Source organism: Rhizobium sp. Rhizsp82 (assembly GCF_047325115.1).
Taxonomy (GTDB): domain Bacteria; phylum Pseudomonadota; class Alphaproteobacteria; order Rhizobiales; family Rhizobiaceae; genus Rhizobium.
On sequence record NZ_CP168569.1, the window covers coordinates 832,040 to 848,879 of the forward strand.

At 59.1% G+C, this 16,840-nt stretch carries 17 protein-coding genes and 4 pseudogenes; 13 read left to right on the forward strand and 8 right to left on the reverse strand.

Translation table 11 applies throughout. The annotated features are described in order from the left end of the window. Positions 1-357: 357 nt before the first annotated feature. From ACEN84_RS04200 to ACEN84_RS04220, 5 genes are all read left to right on the forward strand, one after another. Positions 358-1,185, forward strand: a complete 828-nt coding sequence (locus ACEN84_RS04200) for a transporter substrate-binding domain-containing protein (RefSeq protein ID WP_112720127.1) — start codon at positions 358-360, stop codon at positions 1,183-1,185. A gap of 69 nt (positions 1,186-1,254) precedes the next feature. Continuing rightward, entirely contained in the window at positions 1,255-2,535 is a 1,281-nt protein-coding gene (locus ACEN84_RS04205; protein WP_112720126.1) for an NAD(P)/FAD-dependent oxidoreductase, read from the forward strand. Positions 2,536-2,561: 26 nt separating this feature from the next. Next, positions 2,562-3,533: an amino acid ABC transporter permease gene (locus ACEN84_RS04210; RefSeq protein ID WP_112720125.1), complete on the forward strand. Its 972-nt coding sequence runs from the start codon at positions 2,562-2,564 to the stop codon at positions 3,531-3,533. Beyond that, a complete protein-coding gene (locus ACEN84_RS04215; protein ID WP_413708716.1) occupies positions 3,523-4,407 on the forward strand; it encodes a DMT family transporter in 885 nt (294 codons plus the stop codon). The genes ACEN84_RS04210 and ACEN84_RS04215 overlap by 11 nt, the downstream gene beginning before the upstream one ends. Positions 4,408-4,424: 17 nt before the next feature. Next, positions 4,425-5,171 (forward strand): amino acid ABC transporter ATP-binding protein, encoded by a 747-nt coding sequence (locus ACEN84_RS04220; RefSeq protein ID WP_148195220.1) that lies wholly within the window; start codon positions 4,425-4,427, stop codon positions 5,169-5,171. 66 nt (positions 5,172-5,237) lie between these two features. Here the strand turns inward: ACEN84_RS04220 and ACEN84_RS04225 are convergent, their stop codons facing one another. Together ACEN84_RS04225 and ACEN84_RS04230 are read right to left on the reverse strand one after the other, a co-directional pair. Further along, positions 5,238-6,050, reverse strand: a complete 813-nt coding sequence (locus tag ACEN84_RS04225) for a PfkB family carbohydrate kinase (RefSeq protein ID WP_413708717.1) — start codon at positions 6,048-6,050, stop codon at positions 5,238-5,240. A gap of 84 nt (positions 6,051-6,134) precedes the next feature. After that, complete coding sequence (locus ACEN84_RS04230; RefSeq protein ID WP_413708718.1) at positions 6,135-7,148, reverse strand: SIS domain-containing protein; 1,014 nt, start codon at positions 7,146-7,148, stop codon at positions 6,135-6,137. Positions 7,149-7,373: 225 nt separating this feature from the next. On the opposite strand from ACEN84_RS04230, the gene ACEN84_RS04235 reads away from it, so the two are divergent. Beyond that, on the forward strand, positions 7,374-8,105 hold the full coding sequence (locus ACEN84_RS04235) for a GntR family transcriptional regulator (RefSeq protein ID WP_112720120.1): 732 nt from the start codon (positions 7,374-7,376) through the stop codon (positions 8,103-8,105). Between the two features lie 102 nt (positions 8,106-8,207). Here ACEN84_RS04235 and ACEN84_RS04240 read toward each other — a convergent pair whose 3' ends face one another. Both ACEN84_RS04240 and ACEN84_RS04245 read right to left on the reverse strand, forming a co-directional pair. Further along, complete coding sequence (locus ACEN84_RS04240; RefSeq protein WP_112720119.1) at positions 8,208-8,543, reverse strand: hypothetical protein; 336 nt, start codon at positions 8,541-8,543, stop codon at positions 8,208-8,210. Beyond that, positions 8,540-8,899, reverse strand: coding sequence for a hypothetical protein (locus tag ACEN84_RS04245; RefSeq protein ID WP_413708719.1), 360 nt, complete (start codon positions 8,897-8,899; stop codon positions 8,540-8,542). Before ACEN84_RS04245 ends, ACEN84_RS04240 begins: the two co-directional genes overlap by 4 nt. Positions 8,900-9,400: 501 nt before the next feature. On the opposite strand from ACEN84_RS04245, the gene ACEN84_RS04250 reads away from it, so the two are divergent. The 3 genes and pseudogenes from ACEN84_RS04250 (at position 9,401) to ACEN84_RS04260 (ending at position 11,394) form a co-directional block, all read left to right on the forward strand. Then, positions 9,401-10,192, forward strand: coding sequence for a type IV toxin-antitoxin system AbiEi family antitoxin domain-containing protein (locus ACEN84_RS04250; RefSeq protein ID WP_199629790.1), 792 nt, complete (start codon positions 9,401-9,403; stop codon positions 10,190-10,192). Beyond that, positions 10,179-11,045 (forward strand): annotated as a pseudogene (locus tag ACEN84_RS04255) (nucleotidyl transferase AbiEii/AbiGii toxin family protein). Before ACEN84_RS04250 ends, ACEN84_RS04255 begins: the two are co-directional and overlap by 14 nt. Positions 11,046-11,202: 157 nt before the next feature. Further along, the gene (locus tag ACEN84_RS04260; RefSeq protein ID WP_199629809.1) at positions 11,203-11,394 is read left to right on the forward strand and encodes a hypothetical protein; all 192 of its coding nucleotides are present in this window, start codon (positions 11,203-11,205) and stop codon (positions 11,392-11,394) included. 416 nt (positions 11,395-11,810) lie between these two features. Here the strand turns inward: ACEN84_RS04260 and ACEN84_RS04265 are convergent. From ACEN84_RS04265 to ACEN84_RS04280, 4 genes and pseudogenes are all read right to left on the reverse strand, one after another. After that, positions 11,811-13,333: pseudogene (locus ACEN84_RS04265) on the reverse strand (aldehyde dehydrogenase (NADP(+))). 130 nt (positions 13,334-13,463) lie between these two features. Beyond that, positions 13,464-14,015: a transcriptional regulator gene (locus ACEN84_RS04270; RefSeq protein ID WP_413708720.1), complete on the reverse strand. Its 552-nt coding sequence runs from the start codon at positions 14,013-14,015 to the stop codon at positions 13,464-13,466. A gap of 251 nt (positions 14,016-14,266) precedes the next feature. Further along, positions 14,267-14,482 carry a hypothetical protein gene (locus ACEN84_RS04275; protein ID WP_199629787.1) on the reverse strand — a complete coding sequence of 72 codons (216 nt, stop codon included), beginning with the start codon at positions 14,480-14,482 and terminating at the stop codon, positions 14,267-14,269. Positions 14,483-14,642: 160 nt separating this feature from the next. Continuing rightward, positions 14,643-14,873, reverse strand: coding sequence for a hypothetical protein (locus ACEN84_RS04280; protein ID WP_112720112.1), 231 nt, complete (start codon positions 14,871-14,873; stop codon positions 14,643-14,645). A gap of 110 nt (positions 14,874-14,983) precedes the next feature. Here ACEN84_RS04280 and ACEN84_RS04285 point away from each other — a divergent pair. The 4 genes and pseudogenes from ACEN84_RS04285 to ACEN84_RS04300 all read left to right on the forward strand — a co-directional run. Further along, a pseudogene (locus tag ACEN84_RS04285) lies at positions 14,984-15,493 on the forward strand (alpha/beta fold hydrolase); the annotation flags it as partial. Positions 15,494-15,545: 52 nt separating this feature from the next. Next, positions 15,546-15,716 (forward strand): annotated as a pseudogene (locus tag ACEN84_RS04290) (AraC family transcriptional regulator); the annotation flags it as partial. A 141-nt stretch (positions 15,717-15,857) separates the two neighbouring features. After that, positions 15,858-15,998: a hypothetical protein gene (locus ACEN84_RS04295; RefSeq protein WP_413709046.1), complete on the forward strand. Its 141-nt coding sequence runs from the start codon at positions 15,858-15,860 to the stop codon at positions 15,996-15,998. After that, the gene (locus tag ACEN84_RS04300) at positions 15,988-16,278 is read left to right on the forward strand and encodes a DUF1778 domain-containing protein (RefSeq protein ID WP_199629807.1); all 291 of its coding nucleotides are present in this window, start codon (positions 15,988-15,990) and stop codon (positions 16,276-16,278) included. Before ACEN84_RS04295 ends, ACEN84_RS04300 begins: the two co-directional genes overlap by 11 nt. Positions 16,279-16,840: the final 562 nt, after the last annotated feature.

Sequence of the window (16,840 nt, forward strand, 5' to 3'; positions counted from 1 at the left end):
CTACCTCGCTACAATCTTACGGTTGCTCGAATTGTCGAGGAACCCGTTAATTGTCGCCGGCGAGCAACATCCGATCGAATGCATTACGATGAGGCCTGGGCCAGGCGGACTACGGCCGCATATCGACATTAGCCGTCGAGGTAATCTGCAGAAGGCGGCGGTTGTCCGATGACCGGATATATGGCCCCGGTGACCAACATCGGGGTGTGCATTCCCATTCGTAAGCGACATGGGGTAGTGCTCAAGATTCATCAACTCGGGGAAGGGGAGGTCTTGACACCCCATAACCGATGCCATCTAGTGGTGTTGTCAGACATCTTACATAAACGGAACGAGGGCTGACGTCTTGGAGGAAATATGAAAAAATCGTTGAAGAGCATGGCGATCGGCGCGGTCGCGCTCGCCATTGCTTCCGTTGCTCATGCCGGTGCGACGCTCGACCGCGTTATGTCGAAGAAGGCCATGGTCGTTGCCACTAACAGCGGCTGGCCCCCGCAAAGCTATCTTGATGATAACAATCAGATGGTTGGCTTCGACATCGACGTGTCGCACGAAATTGCCAAGCGCCTTGGCGTCGAGGTCAGTTTTGAGACGCCTGATTGGGCGACGCTTACCGGTGGACATTGGCAGGGGAGGTATGACGTCGGCGTTGGCTCCGTTACCCCGACCAAGGCACGCGCCCAGGTCATCGACTTTGCCGGCATCTACTACTACAGCCCCTATGTCTACGTTGTCCACAAGGACAGTCCGGTCAAGACCGTGTCTGACCTCAATGGCAAGGTGATCGGTGTCGAGACCGCCACCACTTCCGAAGACTTCATGCGTCACCAGTTGCAGATCGATGCCCCCGGCTTGCCGCCGATCGAGTACAAGGTCACTGCTGGCGAGATCCGCACGTTCGCCGATTCCATGCTGCCCTTCGATGACCTGCGCCTTGGACCTGGCGTACGTATCGACGCCGTGGTAGCGCCGGAGCAGACGGCGAAGAACGCCATCAAGAACGGCTACCCACTGCGCGTCATTGAAGGCGAGTACGCGTTCCGCGAGCCGCTCGTCGTGATTGCCGAAAAGGGCGACGCCGAATGGACCGCCAAGATAGGCGAAATCATCAAGGCGATGAAGGCCGACGGCACGCTCGGCACCTTGACCAAGAAGTGGTACGGCGCCGACTACAGTGCTGACTAAGCGAGACTGGGCCTGGGCGATCTTACTGCCCGGGCCCTTCCATTTGCCGTTCGTCCTGAAAGAGCCACCATGTCCTACCCTGACACCTACTACCGCCGCACCATGACAGACACCACCGTTCGCCCTGCGCTGAGCGGCCCGACAGAGTGCGACACGGTGATCGTAGGCGCGGGCCTTGCCGGCCTCACCACGGCGCTGCAGCTTGCGCGCGCTGGCGTTTCTGTCCTGGTGCTCGAAGCTGAATCCGTGGGCTTCGGTGCTTCCGGCCGCAACGGTGGTTTCGTCAGCGCCGGGTTTGCCACAGACAATTCAGCGATTGCGCGCGTCGTCGGCGACGAGGCCGCCAAGAATATCCATCGTCTATCTGTCGAAGGCGTCGAGTTCGTTCGTGACACCATCTGCGATCTCGACATCATCGATGCCAACCCGCAGCGCGGCATCATCAGCGCACTGCGCTACGACGGCGGCGAAAGCCTCAAGCTGTATGCCGAGGAAATGAACCGCGACTACGGCAGCGAACTGGAATTCATGGATCGCGATCAGGTTCGCACCATGCTGAAGTCTGAGCGTTACTTCCAGGCATTGCGCAGCGAGAAATCCTTCCACATGCATCCGCTCAATTATCTGAGGGCCGTGGCGGCGGAAATCGAGCGGCTGGGCGGGCGCATTTATGAGAACTCGGCCGCAATTGACTGTCAGCTTGCCAGCGCCGAAAAGATTGTAACGACCGCCGGCGGGCGGGTCAGGGCGCGTCGGACCGTTCTGACCACCGGCGGCTATACGGGTCGCCTCGTGGGCAGGCTCAAGCGCTCATTCCTGCCGATTGCAACCTACGTGATGATCTCCGAGGAAAACCCGGAACTGATCTCCACGGCAATCGCCACGTCCTGCGCAGTGGGCGACAATCGCCGCGCTGGAGACTACTACCGGCTCGTGGACGGAGGCAAGCGTCTGCTGTGGGGCGGTCGCATCACAACGCGCGCCGCATCGCCTGGCGCCCTCGCGCGTCAATTGCGCCACGAGATGGTCGGCACCTATCCGCAGCTGAGCGGACTGAAGACAGAGCTCGCCTGGTCGGGCCTGATGTCCTATGCCCGCCACCTGATGCCCCAGATCGGCGAGATGATGCCAGGGGTCTGGCATTGTACCGCGTTTGGGGGCCATGGCCTCAACACCACGGCAATCGGCGGCAAGGTGGTCGCCGAGGGCATTCTCGGGCAATCCGACCGGTACCGCCTCTTCCAGCCCTTCGGACTCGTCTGGGCCGGCGGCGTTGCGGGGCTGGCGGCGGCACAGCTTACCTATTGGAAATTGCAGGCGCAGGACTGGTGGCGAGAGAGAGCCGCCTGAAGAAAACGCCGCGGGAGAAAATCCGAATGTTTGGAAGATTGATACTGAACTATCCGGATGCCACGAGACGCACGGGCATCCTTCTCATGCTGGCGCTGCTGTCAGCACTTTTCTATGCGCTCGGCGTCAGCTCGGCTTGGATCGGCAAGCTCCTTCCGGTCGCCATCGGCTGGGTCTCTGACAGCCCTCAGACAAGCCGTGTCGTTTCGGCAGTCCTGCTCTCGCTCATTATCGCCGTCAACGTCAGGCTTCTGCGGCTTCTTTCTCGGCGCCACCAGATCGTCGGTGTCTGGGTAGAGCTTTTCGCTTTGCTGATGATGTTCTTTTACTCCTTCGATCTGTCCTTTGCTTTCATCGCCAAGAAGATTGGCTTCCTGATCACCCAGGGCGTCACGACAACACTCTACATCTCGGCGATCTCGATCGTTATCGCTACGGTCATTGCGCTTGCCGGTGCGATCGCAAAACTCTCGAAGAACGGCGTTGTCTATGGTCTTGCGACCTTCTACACCTCACTCTTTCGCGGCCTGCCGCTCCTGATGCAGATCTATATCATCTATCTCGGCCTGCCGCAGGTCGGATATGTCATCGGCGCCGTTCCAGCCGGCATTCTGGCGCTCTCGCTTTGCTACGGCGCCTATATGACGGAGATCTTCCGCGCCGGCATCGAGAGCATTCCGCGCGGCCAGTCGGAAGGTGCTACCGCCCTTGGCCTAAGTCCCAACCAGACGATGTTTCTCGTTATCCTGCCGCAGGCGATGCGCGTCATCATTCCGCCGACGGGCAACCAGTTCATCGCCATGCTGAAGGACTCGTCGCTGGTTTCCGTCGTTGGTGTGTGGGAAATCATGTATCTCGCCCGCACCCAAGGCCAAACGGAATTCCGCCACATCGAAATGCTGATCACCGCCTCGATGATCTACTGGCTCCTGTCGATTAGCCTTGAGTTCCTCCAGGCCAGGATCGAAGAACGTTTTGGCCGCTTCAATGTCCGATAGCATCCGGTCGGCGTCGGCAGTTGGGACCGGCGCCAACGCCAATTTGCGGGCCGCAGCCATTGTCATCACCGCCTTTGCAGCCTTTTCCGGCACCGACGCGCTCGTCAAACTTTTGAGCGCCGAGTTCCGGGTCCCGCAAGTCACCTTCCTCATCACCCTGGCGGCGCTCCTCCTCGTCAGCGGCCGCGCAGTATTCACCCGCCGGCTGGGCGAACTCGTACCCCGGCAGCCGGGACTGGCGCTGATACGCGCGCTGTTGCTTGCTGGTGATACGCTGCTGATCCACTACGCGTTTGCAGCGCTGCCTCTAGCTGAAGCTTATGTCCTTGCTTTCCTCTCTCCGGTTCTTGTTGCCATTCTGGCCTTCGTCTCTCTTGGCGAACGGCTGTCGCTGATCGGATGGCTTGGTGTGGGGCTCGGCTTTGCAGGCGTCGCGGTGGCGCTGCGACCGGGTGCCGTTGCGCTCAATTTGGGCCACATGGCGGCAATCGGCTCCGCTCTTCTCTTTGCGCTCTCGCTCGCGTTGTTGCGGAAGACGAAATCCGAGGAATCCGACGATGCGCTCGTTGCAACAATGCTGGTGATGCTGACCGTCACGGCCTTCATCGTTGCGATGGCGACAGGCGGGTTCGATGCCATCGGACCGGGCGCGCTGCTGGTCGCTGTTCTCGCTGGAACCCTGCTTTACGTCGGCCATGCTCTGTTGGTGCGGGCCTTCCGTATCGGCGACGCGTCGGTCGTTGCAGCCTTCCAATACAGCCACATTGTCTGGGGCTGCCTCTACGGAGCAGTGCTGTTTGGTGCTCCGATTGAAACTTACACAATCGTCGGAGGTGTCATCATCATCTTCTCCGGCTGGCTTGTGCTCAAATAGTCTAGGGAGAATATGACTTGACGTTCAATCCGCGGCCTGAAATCGAGCTTACCGGTGTCAACAAATGGTACGGCGAATACCACGCTCTGAACGAGATCAACCTGACGATCCGCAAGGGTGAGCGCGTCGTTATCTGTGGCCCCTCGGGGTCGGGCAAGTCGACGCTGATCCGCTGCATCAATCGTCTTGAGGTGCATCAGCGAGGCTGTATCGTCGTCGCAGGTACCGAGCTTTCGGAAAACGAGAGGAATATCGGCGACATCCGCCGCGAAGTCGGGATGGTATTCCAACACTTCAACCTCTTCCCCCACCTCACGATACTTGAGAACTGCGTTCTGGCTCCCGTCTGGGTTCGGAAGATGGACAAGAGGAGGGCGACGGAAATCGCCATGCACTATCTCGAGCGTGTGCGCATTCCCGAGCAGGCGGGCAAATATCCGGGCCAGCTTTCCGGCGGTCAACAGCAGCGCGTCGCCATTGCCCGGGCTCTCTGCATGCAGCCGAAGGTCATGTTGTTCGACGAGCCGACCTCGGCGCTTGATCCGGAGATGGTCAAGGAAGTGCTTGAGACCATGGTGTCACTCGCCGAAACGGGAATGACCATGGTCTGCGTCACCCACGAGATGGGTTTTGCCCGTCAGGTCGCCGACAGAGTGATCTTCATGGACCGCGGTGCGATCGTGGAGGAGGCAGCGCCTGCCGAGTTCTTCGACAACCCGCAAAACGACCGCAGCAAGCTCTTCCTCAGCCAGATCCTGCACTGAACCTGAAAGGTGCGGCAGATCGAATGACCTGCCGCCTTCTTGTTGTTGTCGCTGTTTGCGGAGAAGCTATAGCGGCAGCGGTTGCTGGGGAAATCCGCCAACATGGGTGCAGGTGATGGCCGCGCAGTCGCGGCCTTGCTCCAGGCAGGCGACCAGCGGCTGCTGTGCCACGAAGGCCGCCAGAAATCCGGCGATGAAGCTGTCGCCCGCGCCGGTCGTATCCACGACCGTGACCGGCGCGATTGAGGATTCCCCGAATTCCTCTCCGCGACGCGCCAGCGCACCGTCGCTCCCGCAGGTGACGACCGCACAAGCGGCGCCATTCGCAAGCAGATAGGAGAGCAAGCTGTCGGCCGGCGCGCCGCGTGCGCCAGCCGAGGCAAAGGCCACGGTCAGGCCAGCGACGCCGAGGTTCTCCGGGTTAGCGTTGACGGAAATATCTTGGGACAGGCTCACACCTTCGCCCGAAAGCCTGCGCCGCAGTTCACCGGCGTCATCCAGCCAGCCGAGATGCACGTGGTCCATGGTCTTGAGGACAGCGATGTCCTCCTCGCTCGGCCTGTAACCGGCGCATGTGCCGAAATCTTCATAGGCAATGATCCGGTCGCCAGAGGCGGTTTGCTCGATGTTGGTATAGGCAGTGTTACCTGGACGCAGCTGCAAACACGACGTTTCGACACCATTATCTTTCAATGCCCTCGTCGTGCGCTCACCATCAACGTCTTTGCCAACCGCTCCAAAATAAAAGGAACTGTGTCCAAGACGAGCAAGCTGTACTGCGACGTTCACGGCATTACCGCCGATCAGCGACTGGTTGATCGGCGCCTGGAAACGGTCCACGCAATTGTCGCCAACGGCTGCGAAACGAAAATGCGCCATTCTAGGTCTACCTTTGATGCTGGGCTTTACGCCGACGAAAGCCGCGAACACGATCGTGTCGCGGCTTGCGCTGAGCTTAGCAGATCAATAAGCGACGCGCTTGTAGTAGCGGCGCGTCGTCAACGGATGATTGCGCATGACTTCAAGATGCGCGCTAATCCGTTCCAAAACGGTTGCAAGCAGGATCGGCGATACGAGCGCCCTGACATCCGCCGATATGCCCGGGAGCTCGAATTCGGCCGTATCCAGAACCGTCAGTTTATCCGTGTAGTTCGGCACGAAATTTTCGACGCGTTCAGCCAACGCACGATAGGCATCCTCGCCCTTGAAGAGGATGACACTGACATCCTTCTCGACCAGCTCCAGCGTTCCGTGGAAGAAATCGGAGGCGTGGACCGGGCGGGTACGGATCCACTGCATTTCTTCCAGAATGCACATGCCGTAATAGAAGGCTTCAGGCCAGACATTTCCTGCGCCGGTGACGATGTGGTAGTCCGAGCCGGCGAAGGCTTTGGCGTAAGCCTCCGCCTTGCTCTCGAAGGTCCGCTTCACTTCCAGAAGCAAGGCCGGCAGCTGCGTCAGTTCTGCTTTGAGCTGATCATAATTGGCGATCTCGCCACGGTGTTTCATGATTGATAGCGCGATGAAGAGCGACTGCAGATAAAAGGATTCGCAGGAAGTATCGTCCTCGGCGAAGTTCACGAAAACATGGTCCCCACCCTTGCCGAGAGGCGTCTCCTCGTGGCCGACCATCGTCAGCACCGTCGCACCCACCTCCTTCAGTTTGGCCAGCAGCGCGACACTTTCCTTCGTGGTACCCGAAAGCGAAGGCATGACGACGATAGACTGTTTGGTGAGATTTGCCGACCCGCCGACGAAGAGTTCGGCGGTGAGATCCAGGAATGCCGGGAAGCGCGACCTGCGCTGTAGCAGCTGGGCAGCCGGTTGCATCAGGATGCCCGCGCCCCCAGTGCCCAGGAAGAAGATGTTGTCGGCTCCGGCCTCAAGGCAGGAGGCGATCACATCGTCGATGCGGTGGGCCAGGCCTACAGCGCCAGACTGGATACGCAGGAACCGCTGCTCGTCGAAATTTAACATGTAACTCTCATCGGTTGATGACGCCGTATGGCGTCGTTTCGGAAGCACGCTTTCAATGTTGTAAGACAACTGACATCTTCCGTTGCGGGTGTCAAGCGAGCTCCAGGGTCAGGTCAGCCGCATTAAAGTGATTGGCAGCCCGCGCGGCTCGACAGGAACGCCTTGACCTGGCAAAATTCGTCAGACAAGAAAAAGGACCATAATGGAACCTAGTGAGGCACTGGATTGGACGATTCCATTCGCGACACGCGCACCATTGTCATCCAGCTGCGCGACCGCATCGCCGAGCTTATACGTGACAAGGGCTTGAAGCCCGGTGACAGATTGCCGACCGAAGCCCAGCTGACGGCGCGTTTCAATGTCTCACGGCCAGCCCTTCGGGAAGCTTTAAAGCTGCTCGAACAGGAAGGGGAGATATACGTCGAGCATGGCCGCGGCCGCTTCGTTTCAGCGATCTCCGCAGTTCAGGTTGACCGTCCGATCACGGTCTTTGAAAGCGTCACCGACATGACGCGAGCCTATGGCTATAAGACGATCAATAAGGTCCTGTCGATTTCGGAGGAGGAGCCGCAAGCGACAACCGCAAAGCACCTGCAAATTGGCGACAAGGATCGCGTCATCCGTATCGAACGCCTGCGCCTCGAAAACGATGAGCCCATCATGTACTGCGTCGACTACGTGCCTCGCAGCATCATTCCGATGCGTCTCTATGACATCGACTGGAGCGGCTCGTTGCTTTCGCTGCTCGATCAATACAAGCAGCGTCCCCGCATGTCCTCGGCTTCGGTTAGTGCCGTCATGCTTCCCGAACATGTCATCGAACGCCACGATCTGAGGGATTTCGGGCCTGCGCTGCTGATCACCGAGACCTGCTTCAACGCTTCCGGCGTGCCGGTGATCTACGCGATTGACTATCACCGGGGCAGCCACTTTTCCTTTAGCCTCGTGCGAAAGTAGACAAGCTCTTTCGAAGATCACCCGGGCATGTCGACATCGTCCAGCCGGTTTTTTGCTTTGTCTCCTGCAAGGGTTTCCCAGACCTTGCGCGCGGCAAATGTTTCAGCCTCTCGCGCCTTCGAACCAGTCGGCGTAAGGGGTGTTCTTGACCAAATGTCGATTTAAGTCCGGCGCTCCATCTGTCCACCAGACGGGTCCGCGCTCCCCTAGCGCAATCTTTGCGGCGTTAACTGCTGTCCTTGCGGTGTGAAGCTCATCGGCTCGTCCGACGGCTTCCTTAACGGCCCTCCTTGCCGACATCAGTTTTGACACGAGGAGCTTTCGCTCTTCTTCAGGCAGACGGGGATTTGTCTTTCTCCAGAGGCGTCCGCGAACGATGATGTAACGGCCGTCGGGCGTCTCAAGGAACGCCTTCTCATGAACCTGTTTTGCCGTCATCCGTCTTGTCCGCGAAGATCGACGCAGCGCAGCCGGTAGCCTCCAGTGACCATCGTTCCGAAGACTTCGGTTTCGTCGGCGCGCCTGAAACGGTCGACGCTAGACTGCGTTCGCAGACCATCGCGCCAGTTTCTATGTGCGGTGAAAGCATTGGCGTCATCCCACGTGCGCGGTATGCCGTCTGAACGGACAAGAACCACGTCCTGGCAGCAGAACTCAACGGGCCCGACGTGTAGACGATCGTCGATCATGTGAACTCCGGCAAGCAGAGGTGAGGCGATGCCGGACAGGTGGGGCGCTCGTCTGCCATTTCGTTGGCCATCACGGGAAATCGGAAAAACCGTGATGTTCACCATCCCTGTCACGTCCGATTGACACGGCCCGCGCTCGGAGAGGGGAATGTCGATGAGCCGACATGGTTCCGATGAAAACAATTTCCACGGGCAAGAAACAAGGAAAGGCCCTCAGGGTCACCCATGACCGTGAGCGCTCATATGTTTCATTCGGACGCCCCCGAGTGGTCCACGTCTTCGGCACCAAGCGGCTACGACCGAAATGGTTACACGACTTCATCCCGTGCCTCAGAACCCGCTAACAGCAATCGCAGTTGGCTCGTGACAGCGGGCACTCGGTCGGTAAGATGCAGAGGTTAACGGGTCTTGAGAGAACCTTTAGTTGATTTTGCTCTCCTCGCGTATAACGGCTTGTAAGCGGCCCGCGTCGGTCGGCTCGCTTGTTTCTCGTCGGCCGTGCATTGCTAGTTTGAATATTAGGTTTTTTTGCCTACCGTTGATGGGTCGAAAATGCGAAACTTCGAACTTGCCCGCAGTTTGGACTCATGCTAATTTTACCTACTAATGGTAGGTCAAAAAAACGAAAAGATAAACCAACTTCGCCGCCTGGTCCCCGAGGGGCTGGTGGTTGACACCGCGTGGCTGGAAAAACACGGATACCGTCGGCAGTGGCGCGAAAAATACGTGGCGCAGGGCTGGCTGGAAGGTGTCGTTCGTGGCGTCTATCAGCGACCGACAGGCAACGTTGATCAGGCGATAGCCTGGCAGCGCGTGATCATCTCGCTCCAGCGACTTCTGGGCAAATCCGTGCACGTAGGCGGCCGCAGTGCCCTCGAGCTACAAGGCCTGACGCACTACCTCCGCTTTTCAGGCAAGCCAGAAATCCACCTCTATGCCTATGGCAGTCTGCCTGGCTGGGTAGAGCGGATACCGACCGACGCTCAGTTCGTCGAACATAAGGCAGACAAGCTCTTTGATGCCGACGCACCTGGAAGGACGCGCCTGGCATGGGGACACTGGGGGTGGGAGCTTCATGTCTCCGCGCCGGAGCGAGCATTTTGCGAGCTTCTCGACCTGCTCCCATCCCGGGAGACGTTTCATCAAGCGGACGTCCTAATGGAGTCGGTTCGCACTCTAAGCCCGAAGCGGGTTCAGGCCGTGCTGGAAGCGTGCCGCAGCGTAAAGGTGAAGCGGCTGTTCCTCTGGTTTGCCGAGCGGCACGCCCATCCATGGCTCGGCCGGCTCGATCTCAAACGTATCGACCTCGGTCGTGGCAAGCGCCAGATCGTGGTCGGCGGGCGGCTGGACAGCAAGTATCAGATCACTGTGCCGGAGACACTCGATGCCGGCGTCTGAAGCCGATCGCGCGCAAGTCTGCCTCCTTGTTCGAGTTCTTCCGCTCGTTGCAGAGGAGAACGTCTTCGCAGTGAAGGGTGGCACGGCCATCAATCTTTTCGTTAGAGACCTTCCACGTCTGTCGGTCGATATCGATCTGACCTATCTGCCGGTCGAAGATCGCGCGACTTCTCTCGCCAATATCGATGCCGCCATACGGCGGATTGCTGCCAGAATATCCGATGCAACAAAGGTGCTGGTTACCTCCGACGGCGTACAGATCAAAATCGAGGTGACGTCTGTCATTCGTGGCTGCGTCTACTCTCCCGAGACACGGGCGGTTTGCGACCGGGTCGAAGAGCTGTTCGGATATGCCGAGGTGCCTGTTGTGTCCTTCCCGGACCTCTACGCCGGCAAGATCGTCGCAGCCTTGGATCGGCAGCATCCACGAGATCTGTTCGATATCAGGCGTCTGCTCGCGAATGAGGGAATATCCGATGAGCTGCGGCGTGCCTTCATTGTCTACATCCTGAGCCACAACAGGCCGATGGGCGAGGTCTTGGCGCCGACGCGCAAGGATTTGCGCCACGAGTTTGACGCGGGGTTTGCCGGCATGACGGAAGAGCCCGTGACCCTGGAGGCGCTATACGATGCTCGTTAAGCTCTAATCGCAGAGGTCGTTGGCAAGATGGCTGCCGAGCACCGGCGCTTTCTTCTCTCCTTCAAGGCCCGCGAGCCAGAGTGGGACTTGCTAGGCGTGCCTGGAGCCGCGGACTTGCCGGCGGTGCGCTGGAAAGTCGACAACTTGGCCAAACTTTCGGGGGGCCGACGCGAAAAGCTGTTGTCTGATCTCGGGCGGGTGCTTGCGACATGAGATACGGAGGAGGGATGGGGACGCCGAAGTGAAAAGGAACAAGACCACGATCTGCAAGCTATGCTCTGCAGTAGCTGGCTCTCGGGCTGCAGCACTGACGATGTGGATTGCCAGAACGTCATAGCTTGCAAACACAGCCGAGATGAGAGGATAATCCTTGGTCCGTCTCTTCGTCGGCGTTACGGACAAGGCCTGGTTCGATCAGTTGAGCGCCTCTGTTCCGCATGACGAAGTCGGACAAGCGGTTGAAGATCCGTTGATTGCCTCCCTCAATCTCGCTGACAACGTTTCAAAGCTTTCGTTCAGCGAAATACTTAGTGCGGCGGCTAGAGTCCTAGCCCGGAAATGACAGATGGTTTGCGCGATCTGATATTTGCGAATAGGTAGCGAACTCCTCGCCCGAGCAAGAACTCCGCTATGTGCTGCACGATCACTCCGCGGCCTTGCGGTCGTTCATTGGCAAACTCGACCGAGCTTAATCACCTTCGGGCCATACCTCTGCATGGTGGGCAATTGCAATTAACCGCGGATCTCGACCTGTCGAGCGCAGCCTCGTCCTTCTACGCTTTTCGATCCCGTCCTCTCTTAAAGCAGATCTTCCCCAGGGCAAGCAGAATGGTACCGCGCCGACCTTGGTGAAGTCTCCACGACGATGGACTGCGCATTCTTAACCATGGGTCACGATAATTTGTCTGCGCGTCCCGCGCCACAGCAGAGCGCTTCAGAAGGTTGGCGCGCGGTCCCACGGGGACCGCGCGCAGATCGTTACCGCAAGGCGATCGGGCGGATCGCTTCTGGAAAGTCTTGATAGGACACCGGTCGCAGAAACCGATAAATTGCGAGTGTTCCGACCGAGGTAGAACGGCCATCGGCCGTCGCCGGATAGGGGCCGCCGTGCACCATGGCAGGCGACACCTCAACCCCGGTGCCGAAGCCATTGACGAGCAGCCGCCCCGCCAGCATCTCAAGCTTCGGAACAAGACGTCGAGCGTCGTCGATATCGCTATCGTCGACATGCAACGCGACGGTGAGCTGGCCCTCGAGAGCGTCAATCACCTTCTCCAGCTCATCGAAATCCTTGCAGCGCACGACTAGCCCGGCCGCGCCGAAGACTTCGTCCTGCAGTTCGTGATGTGCGAGGAGCGAGGCGGCCGACGTTTCAAAGAGCGCGGCCACTCCGTCGTATTTGCCGCCGGACTTTCCCTTGGCGAGCATGGAAACCTCGGCATGTCGTTCGAGGCGGCCGACGCCCTCTCGAAACGCCTTGGCGATGGCCGGTGTCAGCATCGTCTGCGCCCCGGTCTCCGGCAGCAGTTCCCTGGCCCTCGCGATAAAGGCGTCGAGCCCCTTACCGTGTACGGCCAGGATGAGACCGGGGTTCGTGCAGAATTGGCCGGCGCCGAGCGCCAGTGACGAGACAAAAGATGTCGCGATCTCCTCGGCGCGATTAGCAAGCGCTCCCGGAAACAGGATGACCGGGTTGATGCTGCTCATCTCGGCGTAGACGGGGATCGGCTGCTTGCGTTCGGATGCGATCTTCATAAGTGCGGTCCCACCTTTGCGGGAGCCGGTAAAGCCGACCGCGCGGATCCTCGGGTCGGCGACCAGCTGCTGCCCCACGTCGAAGCCCGTGTCGAACAGAAGAGCGAACGTACCAACGGGCAGGTTGGCTTTCTGGACGGCACGCTGTACTGCGCGCCCCACGAGTTCGGACGTCCCTGGATGCGCCGAGTGGGCCTTTACGACGACCGGGCAGCCGGCGGCCAAGGCTGAGGCTGTGTCGCCGCCCGCAACCGAAAAGGCCAAAGGGAAGTTCGAGGCGCCGAAGACGGCGACAGGCCCGATGGGAATGTTGCGCAGGCGAAGGTCCGGCTTGGGCACCGGCTTTCGCGAGGCATCGCCCGCGTCGAAGCGGAGCTCCTGAAACCGGCCTTCGGGAACTCCTTTGCGAACAGCCGAAGCTGGGCGGTCGTACGGGCTCGCTCCCCCTCCAGCCTCCCGCGCGGAAGGCCAGTCTCGGCCATAGCGCGCTCGACCAGCTCATCGCCGACGCCTTCGATCTCGGTCGCTATCGTCTCGAGGAATGAGGCTCGCGCTTCGAGGTCCGTTTCGCGATAGATGCTGAAGGCCTCCCACGCCAGACGGGTAGCATCCTCGACGTCGGCAGGCGCGGCGCCCCCGAAAGAAACGGCCAGGGACCTTCCGGTCGCAGCTTCGATCCCCGAAAACTCGCCGTTCGAGCCGCGCTCTTCTGATCCTGCGATCAAAAGGTTCCCTTTAATTGCCATTGTAAACACCTCCGATGAAAAGTATGACTTTTCATATAGTCTTGCTCATTGGACATTTCGACCCGCTTCGATCATTGGAGGGTGTTTTCCGGGAATTTGCGGTATCCGGTTTTTTCCATGTCAAGGCGTTTCAGGTGCGCGCCTGCGCGATAGCCAAGCTCTCGATAGCCTCCCGCATCAGACGCAATCTTTCAAGTTCTAGGGCGGCGTCCTGAAGCGCGCGGTGGGCCGGTCTAGCAGGCTCGCTCCGCGCAATGACTTTTGCGACGAGCGCAGCGGCGTCAACGCCACGCACATTTCTGTCTTCAATCAGCATCAAGGCAACCTCCACGAAGAGATCGTCGGACTTTCGCACCCGCAGACTGTGTCTCGGAACCCCTCCGGCGCGAAGCAGGACGCTGAGCCATTTTCCGTCCCATGACGGCGAACTCGCGTAGAGATCATGATCGGACAGCGTTGCCATCATCTCTTGGACCACCAACGAAACCGGGACGCCTTGATCAGCAAGCTTTTCTCGGGAAATGCCATGAATGCCTTCTGCGGTTTCCGACCAGTCCGTCCAGTTCGGCTCCGGAGCGATGAGCAGAGACCGCGACCGGCCGTCCTCGAACACCCAAGCAATTTCGATCGGATAGCTATGCTTGCTGAGCGAGGAAGCTTCGAAATCCAGGAATACGATCATGGTCGATCTCTAGTCGAAGTCGCCAGTTCTCCCAGCCCGGAAGACGACCACGGGGTCGCCCTCTTCTCCGACTGCGGGACGGCCGTCTCGCCGCACGACTAACACTCCAGCGTGGCGGCTCGCAGCTTCTTTTGCCTCGGCAATGGCCTCTTCTTCTGTGCCGCTGACGACGGTCTCCCATGCTTGTATGGGCTCGCCTCGGTCATCGAGATCGTAGGCGAATATGCTCAATGCAGAAAACGTCCCCGGCATCATGCGGTGCCGTGTTTAGGTGGGGCAAGCTGCGCCGCAGTTTCGCGGACGTCATCCTTGCATTCTTCGTCGTCCGAGCGGTCAAGCTTAGCCCTTATTCGGAACGCCTCCCCCTCTGTAACTCCGATAGGCTGGTCGGAATCATCAGGACGGCCTGCGCTGCTTCGTTTGATCGCCGCATCCTTCGGGGCGCCGTTGGGATCGATCTTAGACATCTCTTTCTCCTATTCGTACATCGCGGAACGGAATCCGTCAGAGGATACGTCTCCCCATGCCGGTGGACGAACGTCATTTCCCTAAGGACGGCCTCGGGTAGATATGATGGTCCGCCTGCCGTCGTTGGTGTTCGTGTAACGCTTACGCAACTACACGAGACTATTCCCGGTTGGCGGTCTGCGGGGCAGGGATGCGGTCCTTCGCATCAGCACGGCCTGTGGTGGGATCGGCGTCCGTCACGCCGTCACCGGCCTCGCGGCTGCTGCCCATATTTACCGGCGGCGCGCGGCGGTCGTCGGCGTTTGTCTCCGGCAGCTCGTTGTCCTGGGTGTCTTCGCTCAAAGACTTCGGCGGAAGCTTTGCAGAGCTTGGGATTGAATTGTTGGTCATGCTCTTACTCCTTATGGAACGGAACTCGCAGGCGCGGAGCAAGTTCCCGGTGACGGCGTCGTTGTGCTTCATTCTTGTTTACGATCACAACACGCCCGTTCAATGCAGATGCTCGTTATGTGGCTCGTCACCAGGAACGTGTCGCCAAAGCGGTACTGGTCGCATCATTGACGCCAAACATGTACCGGAGCGAGGAAAACCCGACGGGCCAGGCGCCGGAATGGTTCGAAGCGATCCGGGCAGGCGTATTGGGCAACCGGTCGCAATTCTACCGTTTCGTCGCTGAGAATCCGTTCTACGGCTATAAACTCAATGGTACCAAACCCTCGGAAGCCGTCATTGCGAACTGGTGGCGCCAGAGCATGGCTGGCGGCGCTCTTGCCCATTACGCGACAGTCGACTCCTGGCTCGAAGACTATTCCGAGGATCTTAAAAAGATCACCGTGCCGGTGCTGGTGATGCATGGCGAGGCTGATGAGGTCGTCCCGTTCGCGAGTTCAGTGCCGCGCGCCGTCAACCTGCTCAAGAACGGCTCGCTAAAAACCTATCCAGGCTACCCCCACGGCATGCTAACCAGGCATGCGGATGTTCTCAACCCCGACCTGCTCTCGTTCATCAGGCACAATAATGGCCCGAGGCCAGAGGGGGCTTATGTCGAGCTTCAGCCGTTGACGACGCCACCTCCATCTCGTCATCGGGCTCCGGCGTGCGACGGTTCATCGGGTGGCAGGCGACCTGGGGTATGAATCGACGACGGCCTTCATCGTCGTGTTCAAGAAGGCGCTAGGTATCACGCCTGCGCGCGACCATGCCAGTCGATTTTTGGGTGCCGACAGCGTCTAAGGCCCTTGGCCTATTCGAAGATCAAGTGCAAAAATGCAAGGAGCTGGGCAGGTTCTACGCAACTCAGCAAGTATTCCTTGATTGGGGGTCCTGTTCTTGCCCAGCGAATGCCGTTCGACCTTGCTTGGTCGAATCCAACGCTTGGACTATCTGCAGACTTCACGCCCTGAGGTAAGCCAAGAAGATATAGAAATGCGCCTGGGTGACCTGTACGCCTTGAAGGCGCACAGCATTGGCGACGAGAAGATTTTCGCCTATATTCCGTCGAAAGATGGAGGCTGACGTGCCTAGCATAGCAAACGAGAACAGTGAGCGTATGAGTTTGAGGGTGGCTGCCACGGCCAAGGCTAAACTCTTGCGTGCTGCGGCGCTTCGTAATACCGATCTGAGGGATTTCGTGACGCAATCCGCCCTGCGAGAAGCAGAGGCTGTGATCGAGGAAGCCGAGACGATAAAAGTGTCGAAGCGCGATCATGTTTGCATCCTTGAGCTTCTGGAAAATCCGCCTAAACCTAACGCCAAGCTGCGCGCGGCGATTGCCGGTTTGCCTGGCAACCGATGACTTTACCTGCATGGCATGGGAACCGATCGCTAAGTGACAGGGTCGGGCAGTCTTCGATTGCGGCGACCGTCAGATGAACGAGTTTCTGCTCCGTTTTGCCCGACAGAGCCACGGACAGAATGCCTCAAAAACCTTCTGTGCTACCGACGATGCGGTGCCGACCATATTCTTACATTCTATACGATCGCGCCTTCGGCAGTCGAGCATGCGGCTGTGCCTGATGCACTGACACGCGGTCTTGCGAGCCATGGTGTGCTGGCTTCAGACTTGCTCGAGTTGGCTACCGATCGCGCGGTTGCTGGACAGGGACTGAGAGGCCGGGTTCTTCCCCCCGCAGCGCTTTGCTGCCCGTGTCTTACAGGAGAGGGCGGGGGCTTCCATTGATCATCTTCAGGATGAGCTATACCACCAGGGAACATATAAGGAGCCGGCGCCTGCGGAGGCCCGGCTAGAGAGGAAAAGGCCGAAGCGGCCTTCATCAGCCATTCCGGCGAAATGAACGACCCGATTGCCGCGTTCAGGACTGCTCAGCCGTCATTCTGTTCAAAACGAAATGCCACCT

Coding starts and splice junctions, on each gene's coding strand:
- ACEN84_RS04205 (WP_112720126.1), top strand. CDS start 1,255: ATGTCCTACCCTGACACCTACTACCGCCGCACCATGACAGACACCACC.
- ACEN84_RS04225 (WP_413708717.1), bottom strand. CDS start 6,050: ATGGCGCATTTTCGTTTCGCAGCCGTTGGCGACAATTGCGTGGACCGT.
- ACEN84_RS04210 (WP_112720125.1), top strand. CDS start 2,562: ATGTTTGGAAGATTGATACTGAACTATCCGGATGCCACGAGACGCACG.
- ACEN84_RS04245 (WP_413708719.1), bottom strand. CDS start 8,899: ATGGTGAACATCACGGTTTTTCCGATTTCCCGTGATGGCCAACGAAAT.
- ACEN84_RS04300 (WP_199629807.1), top strand. CDS start 15,988: ATGGAGGCTGACGTGCCTAGCATAGCAAACGAGAACAGTGAGCGTATG.
- ACEN84_RS04270 (WP_413708720.1), bottom strand. CDS start 14,015: ATGATCGTATTCCTGGATTTCGAAGCTTCCTCGCTCAGCAAGCATAGC.
- ACEN84_RS04230 (WP_413708718.1), bottom strand. CDS start 7,148: ATGTTAAATTTCGACGAGCAGCGGTTCCTGCGTATCCAGTCTGGCGCT.
- ACEN84_RS04200 (WP_112720127.1), top strand. CDS start 358: ATGAAAAAATCGTTGAAGAGCATGGCGATCGGCGCGGTCGCGCTCGCC.
- ACEN84_RS04215 (WP_413708716.1), top strand. CDS start 3,523: ATGTCCGATAGCATCCGGTCGGCGTCGGCAGTTGGGACCGGCGCCAAC.
- ACEN84_RS04240 (WP_112720119.1), bottom strand. CDS start 8,543: ATGACGGCAAAACAGGTTCATGAGAAGGCGTTCCTTGAGACGCCCGAC.
- ACEN84_RS04275 (WP_199629787.1), bottom strand. CDS start 14,482: ATGTCTAAGATCGATCCCAACGGCGCCCCGAAGGATGCGGCGATCAAA.
- ACEN84_RS04250 (WP_199629790.1), top strand. CDS start 9,401: ATGGTAGGTCAAAAAAACGAAAAGATAAACCAACTTCGCCGCCTGGTC.
- ACEN84_RS04280 (WP_112720112.1), bottom strand. CDS start 14,873: ATGACCAACAATTCAATCCCAAGCTCTGCAAAGCTTCCGCCGAAGTCT.